Origin of the sequence: Pseudomonas petroselini, from assembly GCF_045037875.1 — a bacterium.
Taxonomy (GTDB): domain Bacteria; phylum Pseudomonadota; class Gammaproteobacteria; order Pseudomonadales; family Pseudomonadaceae; genus Aquipseudomonas; species Aquipseudomonas petroselini.
The window spans coordinates 6,376,295-6,397,136 of the sequence record NZ_CP173614.1 but is presented as its reverse complement, the minus strand read 5'-3'; the positions used below and the strand labels follow the sequence as shown (position 1 = coordinate 6,397,136).

Below are 20,842 nucleotides of genomic sequence, written 5' to 3'. Positions count from 1 at the left end.
ATGTTCGAGAAACTACAGCGGGCGTTCTGGAAGGCGCTGACGCCGGATTTGATTGCCGAGACCGTCACTGCGCCGAAGCAAAGTCTGTTGTCGGCCGACATGCTGAGCGCATTGGGTGGGGCGGATAATCTCAAGTCGCAGCAGCGTGTGGCGCTGACGCGGGTGCGGGTGCAGTTGCAGGACGCGGGGCGGGTGGACGAGGCGGCGTTAAGGGCGGCAGGTGTGTCTGGGGTGATGGTGTTGGCGGGCGGCGTAGTGCATCTGCTCACCGGCCTCTAAGCCAGGTGGAGATCCAAATGTGGGAGGGGGCAAACCCCCTCCCACATGAGGTTTGCTGTGTTCTTACAACTGCGGGTTATCTTCCGGCGGCTTGGTCTTGTCCACGCCCGGCACATGCAAGTTGCCTTCGACCACCTGGTTGCCTTCCAACTGCGGCTGGGTCACCCAGGTGAGGATGTCGTAGTAACGCCGGATGTTCGCCACAAAATGCACCGGCTCCCCACCGCGCGCATACCCATAGCGGGTCTTGCTGTACCACTGCTTCTGCGACAGGCGCGGCAGCATCTTCTTCACGTCCAGCCACTTGTTCGGGTTCAGGCCTTCGCGCTTGGCCAAGGTGCGGGCATCTTCCAAGTGGCCGGTGCCGACGTTGTAGGCGGCGAGGGCGAACCAGGTGCGATCCGGCTCGGCGATGCTGTCGTCCAGTTCATCCTTGATCTTGGCCAGGTACTTGGCACCGCCCATGATGCTTTGCTTGGGGTCCAGGCGGTTGGACACGCCCATCGCCTGGGCGGTGTTCTGGGTCAGCATCATCAGGCCGCGCACGCCGGTCTTGGACGTGACGGCCGGCTGCCACAGCGATTCCTGATAGCCAATGGCTGCCAACAGGCGCCAATCGACCTTTTCTGCCTTGGCATAGGCCCGGAAGTGTTTCTCATACTTGGGTAAACGCTGCTGCAGATGTTGGGCGAAGGTGTAGGCGCCCACATAGCCGAGCACGTCGACGTGCCCGTAGTAGCGGTCTTTCAGACGCTGCAACGTTCCGTTTTTCTCGACTTTATCCAGGTAACTGTTGATCTCGTTGAGCAGGCTGTTGTCGTCACCGGCGGCGACGGCCCAGCTCTGGTTGCTGGCATTGCCGAGGTCGAACGCCACGCGCACGTTGGGGAAGTACACCTGGTTCATCGCCACTTCGTTGGAGTCCACCAGGGTCAGGTCGATTTGGCCCTCGTCCACCATGCGCAGCAGGTCGACGACCTCAACGGCGTCTGATTCTTCGTATTCAATGGCAGGGTTCTGCTTTTTAAGCGCCGCCAGTTGCTCGGCGTGGGTGCTGCCCTTGAGCACCATAATCTTCTTGCCCACCAGGTCCGCCGCATTGGTCGGGCGGGACTGGCCATTGCGATAGATGATCTGCGGGGTGACTTCAAGGTAAGGGTGGGAGAAACGTACCTGCGCCTGGCGCTGTTCACTGCTGACCAAGCCGGCCGCCGCGAGGACCGGGCCGTTGGGCTTGCCCAACTGGCCGAACAGATCGTCGAGGTTGTCGGCGGTCTCGATCTCCAGCTTCACGCCCAGGTCGTCGGCAAAGCGCTTGACCAGTTCGTATTCGAAACCGGTTTCACCGTTGCGGTCCTGGAAATAAGTCGCCGGGCTGTTCCGGGTAACCACCCGCAATACGCCATCCTCCTTGATTCGCTCGAGCGTGCTGGGCTTATCAACACAGGCGCTGAGCATCAGGAAGAGTCCGGTTGCGATGAGCCATTTGGCGCATCGCGGGCGCAAAGCAGTTGGGGAGAACATCTGCGCAGTATACGCAAACGGCCCACGGCGCCATATCTCGACAGCGCGGGACTTGTCTGCTAGCGCCCGCAAAACTGTGCTGTAGCCCGCAGAAACGTGGCTTGGCAGGGGATTGTGACGGTTAAAATAACTGCGCCGAATGCCCACTATGACCCCTCGAAAGGGCTGTAATCCGGCCAACTGACGTTCGGCGCCAGCCACCGGTAGCGTTTCGGGTGCCGTTGGCGACGGTTTACGCTAGAATGCACGGCCTCAAAGCACACCCCCTTCCCGAGGCTGTCCCGAAGATGTTGATCCTGCGCGGCGCTCCTGCCCTTTCTGCCTTTCGCCACAGCAAACTCCTTGAGCAACTGAGCCAGAAGGTTCCAGCGGTTACAGGCCTGTATGCTGAATTTGCTCACTTCGCCGACGTTACCGGCGTGTTGACCGCCGACGAACAGCAAGTGCTGGCGCGCCTTCTGAAGTACGGCCCAAGCGTTCCGGTTCAAGAGCCTAACGGCCGCTTGTTCCTGGTATTGCCGCGGTTCGGCACCATCTCGCCCTGGTCGAGCAAGGCCAGCGATATCGCCCGCAACTGCGGCCTGGACAAAATCCAGCGCCTGGAGCGTGGTATCGCTTTCTACGTCGCCGGCCAGTTCAGCGATGCCGAAGCCGAGCTGATCGCCAGCAGCCTGCACGACCGCATGACCCAGATCATCGTCAGCCAGTTGGAACAGGCTGCCGGCCTGTTCAGCCACGCCGAGCCCAAGCCGCTGACCGCGATTGACGTGCTCGGCGGTGGCCGCGCCGCCCTCGAGAAGGCCAACACCGAGCTGGGCCTGGCCTTGGCCGAAGACGAGATCGACTACCTGGTCAACGCCTTTAACGGCTTGAAGCGCAACCCGCATGACATCGAACTGATGATGTTTGCCCAGGCCAACTCCGAGCACTGCCGTCACAAGATCTTCAACGCCAGTTGGGACATCGACGGCGAAAGCCAGGAAAAAAGCCTGTTCGGCATGATCAAGAACACCTACGTGATGCACAGCGAAGGCGTTCTGTCGGCTTATAAGGACAACGCTTCGGTGATCGTCGGCTCCGTCGCCGGCCGTTTCTTCCCGGACCCTGAAACCCGCCAGTACGGCGCGGTGCAGGAGCCGGTGCACATCCTGATGAAGGTTGAAACCCACAACCACCCGACCGCGATTGCCCCGTTCCCGGGCGCAGCCACCGGTTCCGGCGGCGAAATCCGTGACGAAGGTGCTACCGGCCGAGGCGCCAAGCCCAAGGCGGGCCTCACCGGTTTCACCGTGTCCAACCTGCAGATCCCAGGCTTTGAACAGCCGTGGGAAGTGCCGTACGGCAAGCCTGAGCGCATTGTGACCGCGCTGGACATCATGATCGAAGGCCCACTGGGCGGCGCCGCGTTCAACAACGAGTTCGGGCGTCCGGCGCTGACCGGTTACTTCCGTACCTTCGAACAGTCCATCACCACCCCGCGTGGCGATGAAGTGCGCGGCTACCACAAGCCAATCATGTTGGCCGGCGGCATGGGCAACATCCGCGAAGAACACGTCAAGAAAGGCGAGATCCTGGTCGGCTCCAAGCTGATCGTACTCGGCGGCCCGGCGATGTTGATCGGCCTGGGCGGCGGCGCAGCTTCCTCCATGGCCACCGGCACCAGCTCGGCAGACCTGGACTTCGCGTCCGTACAGCGCGAAAACCCTGAGATGGAGCGTCGCTGCCAGGAAGTCATCGACCGCTGCTGGCAGTTGGGTGACAAGAACCCGATCAGCTTCATCCACGACGTCGGCGCCGGTGGTTTGTCCAACGCCTTCCCGGAACTGGTCAACGATGGCGACCGTGGTGGCCGTTTCGAACTGCGCAACATTCCAAACGACGAGCCGGGCATGGCCCCGCACGAAATCTGGAGCAACGAATCCCAGGAACGCTACGTACTGGCCGTCGGCCCTGAAGACTTCGCGCGCTTCCAGGCCATCTGCGAACGCGAGCGCTGCCCGTTTGCCGTGGTCGGCGAAGCCACGGCCGAGCCGCAGTTGACCGTTACCGACAGCCACTTCGGCAACAGCCCGGTGGACATGCCGCTCGAAGTGCTGCTGGGCAAAGCCCCACGCATGCACCGTTCGGCGGTACGTGAAGCCGAACTGGGCGATGACTTCGACCCAAGCACGCTGGAATTGGCCGACAGCATCGAACGTGTGTTGCACCACCCGGCCGTGGCGAGCAAAAGCTTCCTGATCACCATCGGCGACCGCACCATCACCGGCCTGGTGGCCCGTGACCAAATGGTCGGCCCGTGGCAGGTTCCCGTGGCTGACGTTGCCGTCACCGCCACCAGCTTCGACGTCTACACCGGTGAAGCCATGGCCATGGGCGAGCGCACGCCGCTGGCCCTGCTGGACGCTCCGGCGTCGGGCCGCATGGCCATTGGTGAAACCCTCACCAACATCGCCGCGTCGCGCATTGGTAAATTGTCCGACATCAAACTGTCGGCCAACTGGATGTCGGCAGCCGGTCACCCAGGCGAAGATGCACGCCTGTATGACACCGTCAAAGCGGTCGGCATGGAATTGTGCCCTGAGCTGGGTATCACCATTCCGGTGGGCAAGGACTCCATGTCCATGGCCACCCGTTGGAACGAAGACGGCACCGACAAGAGCGTCACTTCGCCGCTGTCGCTGATCGTCACCGGTTTCGCACCGGTCACCGACATCCGCCAGACCCTGACCCCGCAATTGCGCATGGACAAGGGCACCACCGACCTGATCCTGATCGACCTGGGCCGTGGCCAGAACCGCATGGGCGCCTCGATCCTGGCACAGACCCATGGCAAGCTCGGCAAACACGCGCCGGACGTCGATGACGCCGAAGACCTCAAAGCCTTCTTCGCCGTGATCCAGGGCCTCAACGCCGACGGTCACTTGCTGGCCTACCACGACCGTTCCGATGGCGGCTTGCTGACCAGCGTCGTCGAGATGGCCTTCGCCGGTCACTGCGGCCTGAACATCGTGCTCGACAGCGTTGCCGAGGATGCCTCCGAAATCAACGGCATCCTGTTCAACGAAGAGTTGGGCGCCGTGATCCAGGTTCGCCAGGACGCTACCCCGGACGTGCTTGCACAATTCAGCGCCGCTGGCCTGGACGACTGCGTGGCGGTGATCGGCCAGCCGATCAACAACGGCGAGATCAACATCTCGTTCAACGGCGACACCGTGTTTGCCGGCCAGCGCCGCTTGCTGCAACGCCAGTGGGCCGAGACCAGCTACCAGATCCAACGCCTGCGCGACAACGCCGACTGCGCCGAGCAGGAATTCGACGTGATCCTGGAAGAAGACAACCCGGGCCTGAGCACCAAGCTCAGCTTCGACGTCAACCAGGACATCGCCGCGCCTTACATCAAGAAAGGCATTCGCCCACAAGTTGCCGTACTGCGTGAGCAGGGCGTCAATGGCCAGGTGGAAATGGCGGCCGCGTTCGACCGCGCAGGCTTCAATGCGATCGACGTGCACATGAGCGATATCCTCGCCGGTCGCGTTGACCTCAATGAGTTCAAAGGCCTCGTCGCCTGCGGCGGTTTCTCCTACGGCGACGTGCTGGGTGCCGGTGAGGGCTGGGCCAAGTCGGCCCTGTTCAACAGCCGTGCCCGTGATGCGTTCCAGGGTTTCTTCGAACGCAACGACAGCTTCACCCTGGGTGTGTGCAACGGTTGCCAGATGATGTCCAACCTTAGCGAACTGATCCCAGGCAGCGAGTTCTGGCCGCACTTTGTGCGCAACCGTTCCGAGCAGTTCGAAGCCCGTGTTGCCATGGTGCAGGTGCAGGAGTCCAACTCGATCTTCCTGCAAGGCATGGCCGGTTCGCGCATGCCGATCGCCATCGCCCACGGTGAAGGCCATGCCGAGTTTGCCAGCGAAGAAGCCCTGCTTGAGGCTGACCTGTCCGGCACCGTTGCCCTGCGTTTCGTCGACAACCACGGCAAGGTCACCGAGACCTACCCGGCCAACCCGAACGGCTCGCCGCGCGGGATCACCGGCCTCACCAGCCGCGACGGTCGCGTGACCATCATGATGCCGCACCCGGAGCGTGTATTCCGCGCCGTGCAGAACTCGTGGCGCCCGGAAGAGTGGGACGAGGACGGCGCCTGGATGCGCATGTTCCGCAACGCCCGCGTGTGGGTGAACTAAGGCTGTGTACAAGCTCAGCTTCTTCGTGCCCGACAGCCATGTGGAGACGGTGAAGACCGCCGTCTTCGCAGCCGGCGGCGGACGCATCGGCAACTACGACAGCTGCGCCTGGCAAGTGCTGGGCCAGGGCCAATTCCGCGCGTTGGACGGCAGCCAGCCGTTTATTGGGCAAGTTGGCCAGGTTGAAGTGGTTGAGGAATGGAAGGTTGAGCTGGTGGTGGCGGATGAGTTGATCGTGGCTGTCGTGGCTGCACTCAAGCTCAGCCATCCGTATGAGACACCGGCGTATGAGGTGTGGCAGTTGGCGGATTTTTGATCTGTTGGCTGTAGAAACAAGAAACCCGCTGGGCCAGTTTGGTCAGCGGGTTTTTTGTTGGCTGTAAGGGCCAATCGCAGGCAAGCCAGCTCCCACATTCGACCGCGTTTATCCTGAAGGAATGCAGTCGAATGTGGGGCTTGCTCGCCAAGGCGTTGGGACAGGCGCGTCAGATCTTTCCCACAGGCCTTTCAGGTTGTCCCTCGGAACCCATCTCCCTAGTCTCCCTGCTTTGTATTTTCTCAGTGGTGGAATGTTATGAGTCTGACGATCAGAACTGATATGCGGCTATTGCATGTATGACGATTAAGTCGAGCTGGTCGACTATCTGGATTACCACTGAGAAGGGGTCTGTTTATGGGTATGCACAATCCTCCTCACCCAGGGGAAATACTGCTTGAGGATGTCATTCCCGGGCTGGGAATGACGATCACTGAAGTTGCTCGACGCCTGGGTTTCGCTAGGGAAACCTTTTCAAGAATTCTTCATGGGCATGCGCCTGTTAGCCCTGATCTAGCTGTGCGGCTTGAGCGCGCGGGCATCAGCAAGGCCCAGATGTGGCTCTCAATGCAGAGCAGTTATGACCTGTGGCAGGCAGAGCATAGAGAACAGCCTGTTATTGAGCGGTTTGCTCGGATTGAGTAACCGAGATTAAAGAGCCCGGCTTTGGCCGGGTTTTCGTTGCTTGCGACATCTTGAGCTCTCGGAGATTTCCCACGAGCCTTTCAGGTTGTCCCTCGGAACTCTCCTCACCAATCTTCGCCAGTCGCTGCCCATTCAGTGACCGGGACTGGCGGGCAATCTGGCGTTTGACGTCGACGGCCCCCAGCGTGATGCGGTGCTGGGATTCATCGAATGGTGGAAGGTATCCAGTTGATGGTTGATCGAGTGTTGGATCTACAGGAAGTGTCGGTCAGTAACTGAATACACCACACTCTGTGGCGAGGGAGCTTGCTCCCGTTGGGGTGCGAAGCGCCCCCAAAACCTGCCACAGCGTTCTGTCTGAAAAAATGGGTGTTCTGAACAAAAGGCTGCTACGCAGCCCAGCGGGAGCAAGCTCCCTCGCCACAGGGGGATCAGGCGTTGATTGGGCGGGTCACCAACCGCTCCAGCGCCTCACTCAACCCGGATGCCTTGTCACCAATCAACAGGTGCCAAACACCGCTTTCCAGCTGGCTGACACCTTGGCAACCCAGTGCAGTGAGATCAGCTTCGGACAACCCCGAATCATCCCCCAACTCCACCCGCAACCGGGTCATCGCCACCGCTTCCAACTGCCGCACATTCCCACGGCCACCCAAGGCGCTCAGCCATTTCTCGGCTTCCTGCACATTCACCGCCATCGGCTTATCCACAGGCGCAACCGTCACAGGTGTACTGGCAACAAACGAAGGCATGGCCAAGCGAATCTCATCAGCAATGCTATCCGCCATCGGCCCAACCACCACCTGCAAGCTCCCGCCGTTCCCCGGCCGAACCACGGCCATGGCGCCCAGCGCTTTCAACTCCGCGTCCACCGCCTTGTTGCGATCAACCATGTCCAGACGCAGGCGTGTGGTGCAGGCGCCAACGCTCAGCAGATTCTCCGCGCCGCCCAGGGCTTGGATGTATGCCGTGGCCCGCTGGTTATCCGTCATCACCTCAGCCTGCACCACCTGGATATCTTCCCGGCCCGGCGTTTTCAGGTTGAAGCGACGAATGCAGTAGTTGAACACGCTGTAGTAGACCACCGCGTAGGCCAACCCCACCGGGAACACCAGCCAGCCATTGGTGGACTTGCCCCAACCCAGCACCATGTCGATAAACCCACCGGAGAAGGTAAAGCCCAGGTGGATGTTCAACATATTCGTGACCGCCATCGACAGGCCGGTCAGCACGGCATGGATCAGGTACAAAAACGGCGCAAGGAACATAAACGCAAATTCAATCGGCTCCGTCACCCCAGTCAAAAACGAGGTCAGCGCCATCGACAGGAAAATCCCACCCATCACCTTGCGTCGTTCCGGCAATGCATTGCGGTACATCGCCAAACACGCAGCCGGCAGGCCGAACAGCATCACTGGGAACATGCCGGTCATGAACTGGCCGCCTTTCGGGTCGCCTGCAAAGTAGCGCGTCAGGTCACCGGTCACGACCGCCCCGGTCACCGGATCGGTAAAGGTGCCAAACACAAACCACGCCATGTTGTTGAGGATATGGTGCAGCCCGGTAACGATCAGCAGGCGATTGAACACGCCGAACACGAACGCCCCCAGGCTGCCGCTTTCCATCAGCAAGACGCCGAAGCTGTTGATGCCATGCTGAATCGGCGGCCAGATCAAACCAAATATCACGCCCAAGCCGACCGCCGAAAACCCGGTGACAATCGGCACAAAACGCCGCCCACCAAAGAACGCCAGGTACTCCGGCAATTTGATGTCCTTGAAGCGGTTATACAGCCCGCCTGCCATCAAGCCGCTGGCGATCCCCGCGAGCATGCCCATGTTGATGGTGGTGTCCATCACCTTGAGCGTGGAGACCATCACCAGGTAACCAATCGCCCCGGCCAGCCCCGCCGTGCCGTTGTTGTCGCGGGCGAAACCCACGGCGATGCCGATGGCGAAGATCAGCGCCAGGTTGGCGAAGATCGCCTGCCCGGCGTCGTGCATCACCGCGATGTTCAGCAGGTCGGTGTCGCCCAGGCGTAGCAGCAGGCCGGCGATTGGCAGGATCGCAATCGGCAGCATCAGGGCGCGGCCCAGGCGTTGCAGGCCTTCAATAAAATGTTGGTACATGGCGTGTCTCCTTTTTTCTTGTTGTTGTCAGCTCAGCGGCCAGTGGTGTTGACAGGCTTGGCGAACCGCCTTGGCGCTGCTCAGGTCAAGCAGCTCAAGGCTCAGTTGCCGGCATTGCGCCGCATCCAGGTGGCGGACACGGTCCTTGATTTCGCCGATCTGCAGCGGGCTGACGGACAGCTCGCTGACCCCCAGGCCGACCAGCACCGGTGTGGCCAGCGGGTCGGATGCCAGGGCGCCACACACGCCGACCCAACGCCCGTGTTTCGCAGCGCCCGCGCAGGTTTGGGCGATCAGCCGCAGCAGTGCCGGGTGCAACGCATCGACGCGGGCGGCGAGGCCGGCGTGGTCGCGGTCCATCGCGAGGGTGTACTGGGACAGGTCATTGGTGCCGATGGACAGGAAGTCTGCATACCGCGCAAGCTGCTCGGCCATCAGTGCAGCGGCGGGCACTTCGATCATCACGCCCAATTCGGGGCGCTGGGTCAGTTCCAGCTCCACGCACAGCTCATCCAGGCGTTGGCGGATGTGCAGCAGTTCATCGACCTCGCTGACCATCGGCAGCAGGATCCGGCAGCGCGCCAGCGGACTGACTTGCAGCAGGGCGCGCAGTTGCTGGTCGAGCACGTCAGGGCGCACCTGGGCCAGGCGAATGCCACGCAGGCCCAGCACCGGGTTGGCCTCGACGGGCAGCGGCAGGTAGTCGAGTTGCTTGTCGCCACCCACGTCGATGGTGCGGATGATCACTGACTTGTCACCCATGGCATCCAGCACGGCTTGGTAGGCGTGGCGTTGTTCCTGTTCATCGGGCGCGGTGCGGCGGTCGACGAAGAGAAATTCGGTGCGCAGCAGGCCGATGCCATCGGCACCGTTTTCAAAAGCAACCTGGGCTTCGGCGCTGGAGGCGACATTCGCGGCGATCTCGATGCTCACACCGTCGGTGGTGTGAGCGGGTTGTTGGGCTTGCGCTTGTTGCTGCTGGCGCCGCAACTTTTGCGCGTCGCGAATCTGGTGTACTTCAGCATGGCGCGCATCGCTGGGGGCCAGTTCCAGGCGACCGTTGGCGGCGTCCAGCACCACGCGTTGGCCCTGGGGCACGTCGAGTACGTCGGCGCCCAACGCCACCACGCAAGGCAGGCCTTTACCCCGAGCCAAAATGGCTACGTGAGAAGTGGCGCCGCCTTCGGCCATGCAGAGGCCGACAGCGTGTTGCGCACTCAGTTGCAGCAGGTCAGACGGCGTCAGTTCATGGGCGCTGACAATCGCCCCGGCCGGCAATTCGAAGTGCCAGGCTTCACCCAGTAATGCGCGCAGTACCCGTTGTTGCAGGTCACGCAGGTCATTGGCGCGCTCGGCGAACAGCGGTTTGCCCAGGGCCAGCAGCACTGCGCATTGCGCCTGGATTGCATCGCGCCAGGCATGGGTAGCCGCGCTGCCTTGTTCAATCGAGCCGGTCGCAGCTTCGAGCAAATTAGGGTCTTCCAGCAGCGCAAGATGGGCGGCGAAGATGTCCTCTTCCTCGGTGTTCTTGCGCTGGCGGGCGTGGTCGAGGGTGCTGCGGATTTCACTGCGCACTTGCTCCAGGGCCGCGTCCAGACGCTGCAGTTGCTCATCGGCAGAGTGGTTGCCGGTGTCGGCAGGCAGTTCGATGCCGGTCAGGCGGAACAGCGGCCCGCACACCAGGCCCGGCGCAGCACACACGCCTTGCAACACACCGACTTCGGTATTCGCCCGGCGCGGCGCGGGGGCTGCGGCGGGGGCGTGGTGTTCTTCTTTAATGACGGCGGACAAGGCCGCGACCAACGCCTGCAGCGCCGCCTCAGCGTCCTTGCCACGACAGCTCACACGGACCTCATCACCTTCACCAATGCCCAGGCCCATCAAGCCAATCAAGCTGTCGCACGACGCCGACTTGTCGCCAAAATGCAGTTGCGCCTGACTGCTGAAACCCTGCGCGGCCTTGCGCACTAATGCCGCCGGACGCGCATGCAATCCGCCCCGATGGGTAATGCGTACGCTGGCGCTGGCTTCACCTGCCGAGTTATCCACAGGCGTTTCAGCCGACGCCGCCGAACGCGCCACGATCTGCAACAACGGCTCGCCGACCTTGACCGTTCGCCCGGCAAGCGCACGCAATTCAAAGCGCTCGCCATTGGTCAGGATGATCAGGCTGACCAGGCTCTTGCACTGGCGCGCAATGCGGTCCAGGTCAAACTGAACCAGGGCTTGGCCCTGGCTCACCCGCGCGCCGTTCTTCACCAGCAAGGCAAACCCCTCGCCATTCAGTTCCACCGTATCGATGCCCACATGCATCAACACCTCGGCACCGTTCTTGGCGCGGATCGTCAGGGCGTGCCCGGTGCGCGCGACGTGGATGATTTCCCCGTCAAACGGCGCGTGCAGGCAATCATTCAGCGGGTCGATGGCAATGCCGTCGCCCATGGCGCCACTGGCGAACACGTCGTCGGGAACATTGCCCAGGGTCAGTACCGGCCCGCTGAGGGGCGCGCAGAGGGTCAGATCATTATTGTTGTTGGACATGGGCACGGTACTCATCAGGAAAACACGGCACTCGACTCAGTGAGTGCGAGTGACTTTGCTCAGGTGGCGCGGTTGGTCCGGGTCCATGCCCCGGGCGACCGCCAGGCCTGCGGCCATCACGTAGAAACTCTGGATCGCCAGGATCGGGTCCAGGCTCGGGTGTTCGGCGCGGCTCAACGTCAGGTCGCGCTCGGCGATATCGTCCGGCGCGGCCAGCAGCACGCGGGCACCGCGTTGACGCATGTCGGCGGCGAGGCTCAGCAGGCCGGCTTGCTCGGCGCCGCGTGGGGCGAATATCAACAGCGGATAGTTATCGCCAATCAACGCCATCGGCCCGTGGCGCACTTCGGCGCTGCTGAACGCTTCAGCCTGGATCGCCGAGGTTTCCTTGAGCTTGAGCGCGGCTTCCTGGGCGATGGCAAAGCCGGCGCCTCGGCCGATGACCATCAATTGCTGGCAGTCGCGCAGGGCGTCGATGGCTGTGCTCCAATCCTGCTTGGCGGCTGTACGCAGCTCGTCGGGCAGGGCGCGGCAGGCTTCGAGCAAATCGGCTTCCTGGTTCCAGTGGCCGATCAACAACGCGCTGGCGCTGAGGGTGGCGATAAAGCTTTTGGTGGCGGCCACGCTGTGTTCCGGCCCGGCGCACAGCGGTATATGAAACTCGCAGGCGGCTTCCAAGGGCGAATCTTCGGCGTTGACCAGCGAAACGCTCAAGGCGCCACGTTTACGCAGCAGGCGCAGGCTGTTGACCAGGTCCGGGCTCTGCCCCGATTGGGAAAACCCAAATGCCACCTGGCCGCTGACTTTCATCGGCGCTTGCAACAAGGTCACCACGGACATGGGCAATGACGCGACCGGAATGCCCACATGCTGCATGGCCAAGTACGCGAAGTAGCTGGCGGCATGGTCCGAGCTGCCACGGGCGATGGTCATCGCCACTTGCGGCGGCTGGCGGCGCAGGCGGCCGGCGACTTCCTCCAGCAACGGGTCCAGGCGTTGCAGCTGCGCCGCGACGGCGTCGCAGGAGGCCAGGGCCTCTTCAAGCATTTTTGAAGTCAATGGTTTCTCCTTCGACCATTACGTCGGTGAGTGTCAGGGAGCGGTTCAGGCGCACGCAGTCGGCAAAACTGCCGGGTTGCAGGCGGCCGCGTTCTTCCAGGCCCAGGTAGTCCGCGGGAAATTGCGACAGGCGTTGTGAGGCTTCGCTGATGGGCAGGCCGATCTTCACCAGGTTGCGCAGCGCCTGGTCCATGGTCAGCGTGCTGCCGGCCAGGGTGCCGTCGGCCAGGCGTACGCCGCCCAGGCATTTGGTCACGGTGTGGCTGCCCAGCTTGTATTCGCCATCGGGCATGCCGGCGGCGGCGGTGGAGTCGGTGACGCAGTACAGGCAGGGGATCGCGCGCAGTGCCACGCGCATGGCGCCGGGGTGGACGTGCAGCAGGTCGGGGATCAATTCGGCGTACGTGGCATGCGCCAACGCGGCGCCGACGATGCCCGGTTCGCGGTGATGCAGCGGGCTCATGGCGTTGTACAAATGCGTGAAGCTGGTGGCACCGGCGGCGAGGGCGGCGACGCCTTCTTCATAGCTGCCCAGGGTGTGGCCGATTTGCATGCGCACGCCGCGTTCGCTGAGGGCGCGGATCAGCGCATCGTGGCCGACGATTTCCGGCGCGATGGTGATCACCCGGATCGGCGCCAGGCGCAGGTAGGCTTCCACTTCGGCCATCAACGCGGTGTGGGCGAAGTTGGGTTGGGCGCCGAGTTTGCCTGGGTTGATGTAGGGACCTTCCAAGTGCACGCCGAGCACACGGGCGCTGCCTGTAGGACGTTGCTCGCAGAAGGTGCCGAGCTGGCCGAGCACGCGGGAGATTTCATCCACCGGTGCCGTCATGGTGGTGGCCAGCAGCGAGGTGGTGCCGAAACGCACATGGGTGCGGGTGATGGTCTCGAAGGCTTCAACGCCTTCCATGATGTCCTTGCCGCCACCGCCGTGCACATGCAGGTCGATAAAGCCGGGCAGCAAGTAGGGCACGTCGTTGTCAGCCGGGTCGCACGGCGTGCCTTCGATGGCGACGACCTTGCCGTGCTCGTGCACCAGGCGGCCGCGAATCCAGCCGCTGGGCGTGAGGATGTTGTCTTCGGACATGGGCAGTTCTCTAAATTCGCAGTTCAGCGGAATAGTCATGGCGGCGCAGTTCTGCGACGAAGTCGTAGTAGTCGTTGCGGCAGTAGGTGTCGGTGATTTCAATCGGGGTGTTGTCGGCGGTGTAGCCGACCCGGGTCATCAGCAACATGGCGGTGCCGGGAGCAATACCTACCAGCTTGGCGAACTCATCCGAGGCATTAATGGCCTGGATGTGCTGCAGGGCACGCACGACGGGCTTACCGATGCTTTCCAGGTATTCGTACAGCGAATTGCCGATGGCTTGCGGGTGGGGCAGCACGGAGGCGGGCATGGCGGTCATTTCAATCGCCATGACCGTGTCATCGGCTTTGCGCAGGCGTTTGAGGCGCGCCACTTTGTCGGTGGGCGACAGGCCCAGGCGGATCAGCTCTTCGTGGGTCGGCGGGGTGATATCGCGCTCCAGCCACTGGGAGGTGGGGACAAAACCCTTCAGCCGCAGCATCTCGCTGAAGCCCGACAGGCGTGACAACGGTTGTTCCAGGCGCGGCGTGATAAACGTGCCGGAGCCTTGGCTGCGGCGGATGAGGCCTTGGGCAAACAGCACTTCCAGCGCTTTACGCGCAGTCACTCGCGAAATACTCAACTGCTCGCTGAGGGCGCGCTCCGACGGCAGTGCTTGTTCGGATTTCCACTGGCCGGCATGGATCGCCGCTTCGAGGTTGCGCGCCAGTTGCAGGTACAGCGGCGTGGATTGTTTGTCGTCGGGACGCAGCGTCAGGATGGGGTTCATCTGTGAGGTTTCCGATGCGGTTATTGGAGTGTTGTCGCCCGGTATGGGCCGGAAATTAATACCACTTAAATACCATGTCAATGCTGCCAAAACGGTGCAAGCACCGGTTTTATGGCGCTCTATTGGTGCCTGGTATCAAGTGGTATTAGAGAGGTCTTTATCGCGCACAGAAGTGCGCAGCCCGCACGGTGAACTGGTATTCACCGGCAGGCCCTGCCAGGGGCAGGAATTATTTTCAGATTATTTTACGAACGGTACGAGATTACGGCCGAATCTCGATCAGGGTGCCGTCTTTGACCAGGGTCCAGACTTCACGCATATCCACATTGCGCATGCCGATGCAGCCGTCGGTCCAGTCCAGGGTGTGGAACCACTGCTCCGGGTAATCCTCGGTGTCGGGGGTGCCGTGGATCATGATCATGCTGCCCGGCTTCACGCCTTCGCGGCGGGCGCGGGCGGCGTCGCTGATATTCGGGTAGGAGATGTGCATGGCCAGGTTGAAGCGCTCGCTGGTCTTGCGCCAGTCGATCCAGTACAGGCCCTCCGGCGTGCGGCGGTCGCCCTCGATCAACTTGTGGCCCTTGGGGTTTTTGCCCAGGGAAATACGGTAGGTCTTGAAGGGCTTGCCGTCGTTGATCAACTGCAGCTGGTGGGCGGACTTGAGCACCAGGACTTTTTCGACGGTTTTACCGCCCAGGGTTTCCACGGTGGAGGCGGATGACAGGGTAACGAACGACAGGCAGATAAGAGCAAGCAACCAACGCATTGAAACGGTATCCCTTTAAAGGCCATCTGCCGGAGTGTTATTGGGTGGGCTTGCCCATTGGCGGCACGGCCTCGCTGCGCACCGGGAACGACTGTTGCCGACGGTCAGCGAAAAAGTATTCTAGGGTACGCCCCACGGTGCGGAAAGCCAGCTCGGACCAAGGGATGTCGGCTTCGTCGAACAACTGCACTTCAAGGCTTTCGGGGCCGGCGGCGTAATCCAGGTCCACCAGCTCGGCGCGGTAGAAGATATGCACCTGGTTGATGTGCGGCACGTCGATCAGCGTGTAGAGGCTCAGGTTGTGCACGCGGGCGCAGGCTTCTTCCAGGGTTTCGCGGGCGGCGGCCTGTTGCACCGTCTCGCCGTTCTCCATAAACCCTGCGGGCAGGGTCCAGTAACCCAGGCGCGGCTCGATGGCGCGGCGGCACAGCAGCACTTTATCGCCCCACACCGGTACGGTGCCGGCGACGATATTGGGGTTCTGGTAGTGGATGGTCGAGCAGTGATCACACACAAAGCGCAGGCGGCCGTCGCCTTCGGGGATGCGTTGGGTAACCGGTTTACCGCACTGGCTGCAGAAATTCATGCTGGGGTTCCTGGAAAGTGCGTCTATCTTGGCGTGACGGGCAGGGCGCTGCAAGTTGTCGTTTAGCGACACTGCGCGGGTTTTGGGGTTGGGCACCCGCACGCTTTGGTGCATGATGCAAGGTAGCCAACAGACCGAGATGACTCATGCTGGACGAGCTACTTCGCCGGGTAAGCAATCACACGCCGCATACGCTGGAAACGGACGGACGTTTCCCCGAGGCCGCTGTATTGGTGCCGATTACCCGCAGTGACGAACCTGAGCTGATCCTGACCCTGCGCGCCAGCGGCCTGTCGACCCATGGTGGCGAAGTGGCCTTCCCCGGCGGGCGCCGCGACCCCGAAGACCCGGACCTGATCTTCACCGCGCTGCGCGAGGCCGAAGAAGAAATCGGCCTGCCGCCTGGGCTGGTCGAAGTGATCGGCCCCCTGAGCCCGTTGATCTCCTTGCATGGCATTCGCGTCACGCCGTATGTGGGCGTTATCCCCGATTACGTCGAATACCTGGCCAACGATGCCGAGATTGCCGCCGTTTTCAGCGTGCCGTTGGACTTCTTCCGACAGGATCCGCGCGAACATACCCATCGGATTGATTACCAGGGCCGCAGTTGGTACGTGCCCAGCTATCGGTTCGGCGAATACAAGATTTGGGGGCTGACGGCAATCATGATCGTCGAACTGATCAATCTGCTCTATGACGACGCTCAGATCAGCCTGCATCAGCCGCCCAAGAGCTTCATCAATACCTAAGCCATCGTTTGAATGGCAATGCCGTGAGGGAAAACCATGAAATACCGCCTGGGCGACGCCCGTGTCGAGACTCATCCACAGAGCTGGGTGGCACCGAATGCCACACTGGTGGGCAAGGTCAAGCTGGAGGAGGGCGCCAACGTCTGGTTCAACGCGGTGTTGCGTGGCGACAACGAACTGATCCTGATCGGCAAGAACAGTAACGTGCAGGACGGTAGCGTGATGCACACCGACATGGGCTACCCGCTGACCCTGGGCACCGGCGTGACCATTGGTCATAACGCCATGTTGCATGGTTGCACTGTCGACGATTACAGCCTGATCGGCATTAATGCTGTGATCCTCAACGGCGCGAAGATCGGCAAACATTGCATCATCGGCGCCAACTCGCTGATCGGCGAAGGCAAGGAAATCCCGGATGGTTCGCTGGTGATGGGCTCGCCGGGCAAGGTGGTGCGTGAACTGACCGACGCGCAAAAACGCATGCTCGAAGCCAGCGCTGCGCACTATGTGCACAACTCGCAGCGTTATGCGCGTGACCTGGTTGAGCAGGAAGCATGAACCCCATTGAACGCCCCGTCGCCTCGCCGTGCGTGAGTATTTGCGCGCTGGACGATGACGACCTGTGCACCGGCTGCCAGCGTACGGTGGATGAGATCACGCGTTGGAGCCGCATGGACAATGCCGAGCGCCGGGTGGTGTTAGGGTTGTGCCATGAGCGGGCGGTGGCGAGTGGGTTGGTGTTTATGGTCTCCGGGGAATCCGGTGCCTGATTTGTAGTGAGCGGGCTTGCCCCGCGCTGGGTGGCGAAGCCGCCCCATTTCAGGCACTGAGTTTTTCCAGTTAGAACTGAGTGCCTGGGTTTGGGGCGGCTTCGCCACCCAGCGCGGGGCAAGCCCGCTCACCACAAGAAGCCCGCTCACCACAAGAAGCCTGCTCACCACAGCAAGCCCGTTCACCACAAGAGGTCCGCTCGCTACAAGGGTTGCTGTGAAGTACCCTGTGCGGCATCACCCACAGGTCCGTCCTCCATGCTCTTCCTGATCGCCTACATCAGCAGCGTCGTGCTGATCAACTTCGCCTTCTCCACCGCCCCGCACCTCGACGTCATCTGGTCCGCCTGGGGTGGCCTGGTCTTCATCTTGCGCGACATGGTGCAAACCCGCTTCGGCCACGGTGCAATCATTGCCATGCTGGCGGCGCTGGTGCTGTCGTATGTCACGTCCGACCCGGCCATTGCCCTGGCCAGCGCCACGGCGTTCGCGGTGTCCGAGTGCATTGACTGGCTGGTGTTCAGTATCACCAAGCGCCCGCTGCACGATCGCCTGTGGATAAGTTCAGCACTGAGCATTCCCCTCGACACGTTTATCTTCTTCGGCCTGATCGGCGCGCTCACCCCGGCCGTGGCGGGCACCGCGCTGGTATCGAAATTCGCCGGGGTCACGGTGGTGTGGCTGATCATGGCTTGGCGAATCCGCAAGCGGGCCGTCGCCAACTGAGGCCAATTTTTACAGTTCATGTAAAATGCCCGCCTTTCTCCCCATGATCCGCTCCCCTGAGGACCTGAGATGACCCGAATCGGAACTCCATTGTCGCCAACCGCGACCCGCGTTTTGCTGTGTGGCTGCGGTGAGCTGGGCAAGGAAGTGGTAATCGAACTGCAACGCCTGGGCGTTGAAGTGATTGCCGTGGATCGCTACGCCAACGCGCCGGCCATGCAGGTGGCGCACCGTAGCCACGTGATCAACATGCTCGACGGCGCCGCCCTGCGTGCGGTGATCGAGGCGGAAAAACCGCACTTCATCGTGCCGGAAATCGAAGCCATCGCCACCGCCACCCTGGTGGAACTGGAAGCTGAAGGCTTCACCGTGATCCCGACCGCGCGTGCTACCTCGCTGACCATGAACCGCGAAGGCATCCGCCGCCTGGCCGCCGAAGAGCTGGACCTGCCGACCTCGCCGTACCACTTCGCCGATACCTTCGAAGACTACAGCAAGGCCGTCCAGGACCTGGGCTTCCCGTGCGTGGTCAAGCCGGTGATGAGTTCGTCGGGCAAGGGCCAGAGCCTACTGCGCAGCACAGACGATGTGCAGAAAGCCTGGGATTACGCCCAGGAAGGCGGTCGTGCCGGTAAAGGCCGCGTGATCATCGAAGGCTTTATCGACTTCGACTACGAAATCACCCTGCTGACCGTGCGTCACATCGGTGGCACCACCTTCTGCGCGCCAGTCGGTCACCGTCAGGAGAAGGGCGACTACCAGGAATCCTGGCAGCCGCAGGCCATGAGCCCGATTGCCCTGGCCGAGTCCGAGCGCGTTGCCAAAGCGGTGACCGAGGCCCTGGGCGGTCGTGGCCTGTTTGGCGTGGAGCTGTTCATCAAGGGTGATCAGGTGTGGTTCAGTGAAGTGTCGCCGCGCCCGCATGACACCGGCCTGGTGACCCTGATTTCCCAGGACCTGTCGCAGTTCGCCTTGCACGCTCGCGCCATCCTGGGCCTGCCGATCCCGTTGATCCGTCAGTTCGGGCCTTCGGCTTCGGCGGTGATTCTGGTGGAAGGGCAGTCGACCCAGACCGCGTTCGCCAACTTGGGCGCCGCGTTGAGCGAGCCGGACACGGCGTTGCGCCTGTTTGGCAAACCGGAAGTGAATGGCCAGCGTCGCATGGGTGTGGCGCTGGCGCGGGATGAGTCGATTGAAGCGGCTCGGGCCAAGGCTACTCGTGCTTCCAAGGCTGTTGTCGTAGAGCTTTAAACCGCGTCGCGCCCATCGCGGGCAAGCCCGGCTCCCACACTTGAATGAGTTCACAAGTCAAAATGTGTGAACCCGATCAAATGTGGGGCTTGCTCGCGAAGACGGTCTATCAGACGACCTTGTTCAAATCATTATCCCGCGTCTCTTTCAGGCACAGCACAGCGATCAAGCTGAGCAACGCCGCCGCCGACACATACCCGCCGACATAACTCAGCCCGCCCATCGCCACCAGCTTGGTCGCGAAGAACGGTGCCGCTGAAGCCCCCACGATCCCACCCAGGTTATACGCCGCCGACGCGCCGGTATAACGCACGCGCGTTGGGAACAACTCCGGCAGCATGGCGCCCATCGGCGCGAAGGTCACGCCCATCAGGAACAGCTCCAAGGCCAGGAACAGCGCCACCGCCCAGGTCGAACCGTGGGTCAGCAGCGGCTCCATGGTAAAGCCCGACAGGATCGCCAGGATCGCACCGACGATCAGCACAGGCCTGCGCCCGTAACGGTCACTGGCCAAGGCCGCCAGCGGCGTGGCCAGGCCCATGAACAGCACGGCAAAGCACAACAAGCCAAGGAAGGTCTCGCGGCTATAGCCCAAGGTCGAAACGCCGTAGCTCAGTGAAAACGCGGTGGTGATGTAGAACAACGCATAACACACCACCATCGACGCGGCGCCCAGCAATACGGGCAGCCAATGCTGGCTGAACAGTTCCACCAACGGCACTTTTACCGGCGCTTCTTTGGCGACGGCATTGGCGAAGACTGGCGTTTCATGCAGCTTCAAGCGCGCATACAGGCCCACCATCACCAACGCAGCGCTGAGGATGAACGGGATGCGCCAGCCCCAGCTGCGGAACTGCTCGTCGTTCAGGCTCATCGCCAGGATCAGGAACAAGCCATTGGCCGCCAGGAAGCCAATCGAAGGGCCCAGTTGCGGGAACATGCCGAACCAGGCGCGCTTGCCTTTGGGCGCATTCTCGGTCGCCAGCAGTGCCGCGCCGCCCCATTCCCCACCGAGCCCCAAGCCCTGGCCAAACCGCAGTATGCATAACAGGATCGGCGCCCAGGCCCCGATGCTGTCATAACCCGGCAGCAAGCCAATCAGCGTGGTACACACGCCCATCAGCAGCAGCGAAGCCACCAGCGTCGATTTACGCCCGATGCGATCACCGAAGTGGCCGAACAGCGCCGAGCCCAATGGGCGGGCGATGAAGGCGATACCGAAGGTCAGGAACGACGCCAGCATCTGCGCGGTGCCGGAGGTCTGCGGGAAGAACACCGGGCCGATCACCAGCGCAGCTGCCGTGGCGTAGATATAGAAATCGTAGAACTCGATGGCGGTGCCGACGATGCTCGCCGTGGCGACCCGTGCAGTCGAGTTGGTCGGGGCGGCGGTCGCGGCCTCGTTGTAGGTGGTGCTCATGGCGATATCCCTGACGGTCATTGCGCGTTTGGACGCGG

18 protein-coding genes and 1 pseudogene are annotated in these 20,842 nt (G+C 62.1%); 10 read left to right on the top strand and 9 right to left on the bottom strand.

Going from position 1 to position 20,842, the window contains the following annotated elements:
• The gene (locus ACI512_RS29525; RefSeq protein WP_093543268.1) at positions 1-279 is read left to right on the top strand and encodes a PTS transporter subunit EIIB; all 279 of its coding nucleotides are present in this window, start codon (positions 1-3) and stop codon (positions 277-279) included.
• Positions 280-342: 63 nt separating this feature from the next.
• Here ACI512_RS29525 and mltF read toward each other — a convergent pair whose 3' ends face one another.
• Positions 343-1,803 (bottom strand): membrane-bound lytic murein transglycosylase MltF, encoded by a 1,461-nt coding sequence (mltF, locus tag ACI512_RS29520; RefSeq protein ID WP_405121455.1) that lies wholly within the window; start codon positions 1,801-1,803, stop codon positions 343-345.
• Between the two features lie 287 nt (positions 1,804-2,090).
• Here mltF and purL point away from each other — a divergent pair, with 287 nt between their 5' ends.
• From purL to ACI512_RS29500, 4 genes and pseudogenes are all read left to right on the top strand, one after another.
• Complete coding sequence (gene purL / locus ACI512_RS29515; RefSeq protein ID WP_015885717.1) at positions 2,091-5,987, top strand: phosphoribosylformylglycinamidine synthase; 3,897 nt, start codon at positions 2,091-2,093, stop codon at positions 5,985-5,987.
• 4 nt (positions 5,988-5,991) lie between these two features.
• On the top strand, positions 5,992-6,303 hold the full coding sequence (locus ACI512_RS29510; RefSeq protein ID WP_015885716.1) for an NIF3 1: 312 nt from the start codon (positions 5,992-5,994) through the stop codon (positions 6,301-6,303).
• Between the two features lie 357 nt (positions 6,304-6,660).
• Positions 6,661-6,948, top strand: a complete 288-nt coding sequence (locus ACI512_RS29505) for a HigA family addiction module antitoxin (protein ID WP_010207958.1) — start codon at positions 6,661-6,663, stop codon at positions 6,946-6,948.
• A 145-nt stretch (positions 6,949-7,093) separates the two neighbouring features.
• Positions 7,094-7,227: pseudogene (locus ACI512_RS29500) on the top strand (DUF6124 family protein); the annotation flags it as partial.
• 152 nt (positions 7,228-7,379) lie between these two features.
• Here the strand turns inward: ACI512_RS29500 and nagE are convergent.
• The 7 genes from nagE to ACI512_RS29465 all read right to left on the bottom strand — a co-directional run bounded on the left by nagE (position 7,380) and on the right by ACI512_RS29465 (position 15,885).
• Positions 7,380-9,077, bottom strand: coding sequence for an N-acetylglucosamine-specific PTS transporter subunit IIBC (gene nagE / locus ACI512_RS29495; RefSeq protein ID WP_236379545.1), 1,698 nt, complete (start codon positions 9,075-9,077; stop codon positions 7,380-7,382).
• A 27-nt stretch (positions 9,078-9,104) separates the two neighbouring features.
• Positions 9,105-11,618 carry a phosphoenolpyruvate--protein phosphotransferase gene (gene ptsP, locus ACI512_RS29490; RefSeq protein WP_236379544.1) on the bottom strand — a complete coding sequence of 838 codons (2,514 nt, stop codon included), beginning with the start codon at positions 11,616-11,618 and terminating at the stop codon, positions 9,105-9,107.
• A 36-nt stretch (positions 11,619-11,654) separates the two neighbouring features.
• The gene (locus ACI512_RS29485) at positions 11,655-12,665 is read right to left on the bottom strand and encodes an SIS domain-containing protein (protein WP_236379553.1); all 1,011 of its coding nucleotides are present in this window, start codon (positions 12,663-12,665) and stop codon (positions 11,655-11,657) included.
• Positions 12,658-13,764 (bottom strand): N-acetylglucosamine-6-phosphate deacetylase, encoded by a 1,107-nt coding sequence (nagA, locus tag ACI512_RS29480; RefSeq protein ID WP_236379543.1) that lies wholly within the window; start codon positions 13,762-13,764, stop codon positions 12,658-12,660. The genes ACI512_RS29485 and nagA overlap by 8 nt, the downstream gene beginning before the upstream one ends.
• Before the next feature lie 10 nt (positions 13,765-13,774).
• A complete protein-coding gene (locus ACI512_RS29475) occupies positions 13,775-14,533 on the bottom strand; it encodes a GntR family transcriptional regulator (protein WP_015885709.1) in 759 nt (252 codons plus the stop codon).
• Positions 14,534-14,795: 262 nt separating this feature from the next.
• Positions 14,796-15,299: a murein L,D-transpeptidase family protein gene (locus ACI512_RS29470; RefSeq protein ID WP_015885708.1), complete on the bottom strand. Its 504-nt coding sequence runs from the start codon at positions 15,297-15,299 to the stop codon at positions 14,796-14,798.
• Between the two features lie 37 nt (positions 15,300-15,336).
• Positions 15,337-15,885, bottom strand: coding sequence for an NUDIX hydrolase (locus tag ACI512_RS29465; RefSeq protein WP_231809406.1), 549 nt, complete (start codon positions 15,883-15,885; stop codon positions 15,337-15,339).
• Positions 15,886-16,031: 146 nt separating this feature from the next.
• On the opposite strand from ACI512_RS29465, the gene ACI512_RS29460 reads away from it, so the two are divergent.
• The 5 genes from ACI512_RS29460 to purT all read left to right on the top strand — a co-directional run bounded on the left by ACI512_RS29460 (position 16,032) and on the right by purT (position 19,384).
• Entirely contained in the window at positions 16,032-16,634 is a 603-nt protein-coding gene (locus ACI512_RS29460; RefSeq protein ID WP_015885706.1) for a CoA pyrophosphatase, read from the top strand.
• Positions 16,635-16,670: 36 nt separating this feature from the next.
• A complete protein-coding gene (locus tag ACI512_RS29455) occupies positions 16,671-17,195 on the top strand; it encodes a gamma carbonic anhydrase family protein (RefSeq protein ID WP_015885705.1) in 525 nt (174 codons plus the stop codon).
• Entirely contained in the window at positions 17,192-17,407 is a 216-nt protein-coding gene (locus tag ACI512_RS29450) for a DUF1289 domain-containing protein (RefSeq protein WP_231809407.1), read from the top strand. The genes ACI512_RS29455 and ACI512_RS29450 overlap by 4 nt, the downstream gene beginning before the upstream one ends.
• 258 nt (positions 17,408-17,665) lie before the next feature.
• Entirely contained in the window at positions 17,666-18,133 is a 468-nt protein-coding gene (locus tag ACI512_RS29445; protein ID WP_015885703.1) for a VUT family protein, read from the top strand.
• A gap of 69 nt (positions 18,134-18,202) precedes the next feature.
• Entirely contained in the window at positions 18,203-19,384 is a 1,182-nt protein-coding gene (gene purT / locus ACI512_RS29440; RefSeq protein WP_014719785.1) for a formate-dependent phosphoribosylglycinamide formyltransferase, read from the top strand.
• 109 nt (positions 19,385-19,493) lie between these two features.
• Here purT and ACI512_RS29435 read toward each other — a convergent pair whose 3' ends face one another.
• A complete protein-coding gene (locus tag ACI512_RS29435) occupies positions 19,494-20,804 on the bottom strand; it encodes an MFS transporter (RefSeq protein ID WP_046035250.1) in 1,311 nt (436 codons plus the stop codon).
• Positions 20,805-20,842: the final 38 nt, after the last annotated feature.

What these genes read in the sequence shown, in the direction of transcription:
- ACI512_RS29525 (WP_093543268.1), top strand. Translation starts at nt 1, where the DNA reads ATGTTCGAGAAACTACAGCGGGCGTTCTGGAAGGCGCTGACGCCGGAT.
- mltF (WP_405121455.1), bottom strand. Translation starts at nt 1,803, where the DNA reads ATGTTCTCCCCAACTGCTTTGCGCCCGCGATGCGCCAAATGGCTCATC.
- purL (WP_015885717.1), top strand. Translation starts at nt 2,091, where the DNA reads ATGTTGATCCTGCGCGGCGCTCCTGCCCTTTCTGCCTTTCGCCACAGC.
- ACI512_RS29505 (WP_010207958.1), top strand. Translation starts at nt 6,661, where the DNA reads ATGGGTATGCACAATCCTCCTCACCCAGGGGAAATACTGCTTGAGGAT.
- nagE (WP_236379545.1), bottom strand. Translation starts at nt 9,077, where the DNA reads ATGTACCAACATTTTATTGAAGGCCTGCAACGCCTGGGCCGCGCCCTG.
- ptsP (WP_236379544.1), bottom strand. Translation starts at nt 11,618, where the DNA reads ATGTCCAACAACAATAATGATCTGACCCTCTGCGCGCCCCTCAGCGGG.
- ACI512_RS29485 (WP_236379553.1), bottom strand. Translation starts at nt 12,665, where the DNA reads ATGCTTGAAGAGGCCCTGGCCTCCTGCGACGCCGTCGCGGCGCAGCTG.
- nagA (WP_236379543.1), bottom strand. Translation starts at nt 13,764, where the DNA reads ATGTCCGAAGACAACATCCTCACGCCCAGCGGCTGGATTCGCGGCCGC.
- ACI512_RS29475 (WP_015885709.1), bottom strand. Translation starts at nt 14,533, where the DNA reads ATGAACCCCATCCTGACGCTGCGTCCCGACGACAAACAATCCACGCCG.
- ACI512_RS29470 (WP_015885708.1), bottom strand. Translation starts at nt 15,299, where the DNA reads ATGCGTTGGTTGCTTGCTCTTATCTGCCTGTCGTTCGTTACCCTGTCA.
- ACI512_RS29465 (WP_231809406.1), bottom strand. Translation starts at nt 15,885, where the DNA reads ATGAATTTCTGCAGCCAGTGCGGTAAACCGGTTACCCAACGCATCCCC.
- ACI512_RS29460 (WP_015885706.1), top strand. Translation starts at nt 16,032, where the DNA reads ATGCTGGACGAGCTACTTCGCCGGGTAAGCAATCACACGCCGCATACG.
- ACI512_RS29455 (WP_015885705.1), top strand. Translation starts at nt 16,671, where the DNA reads ATGAAATACCGCCTGGGCGACGCCCGTGTCGAGACTCATCCACAGAGC.
- ACI512_RS29450 (WP_231809407.1), top strand. Translation starts at nt 17,192, where the DNA reads ATGAACCCCATTGAACGCCCCGTCGCCTCGCCGTGCGTGAGTATTTGC.
- ACI512_RS29445 (WP_015885703.1), top strand. Translation starts at nt 17,666, where the DNA reads ATGCTCTTCCTGATCGCCTACATCAGCAGCGTCGTGCTGATCAACTTC.
- purT (WP_014719785.1), top strand. Translation starts at nt 18,203, where the DNA reads ATGACCCGAATCGGAACTCCATTGTCGCCAACCGCGACCCGCGTTTTG.
- ACI512_RS29435 (WP_046035250.1), bottom strand. Translation starts at nt 20,804, where the DNA reads ATGAGCACCACCTACAACGAGGCCGCGACCGCCGCCCCGACCAACTCG.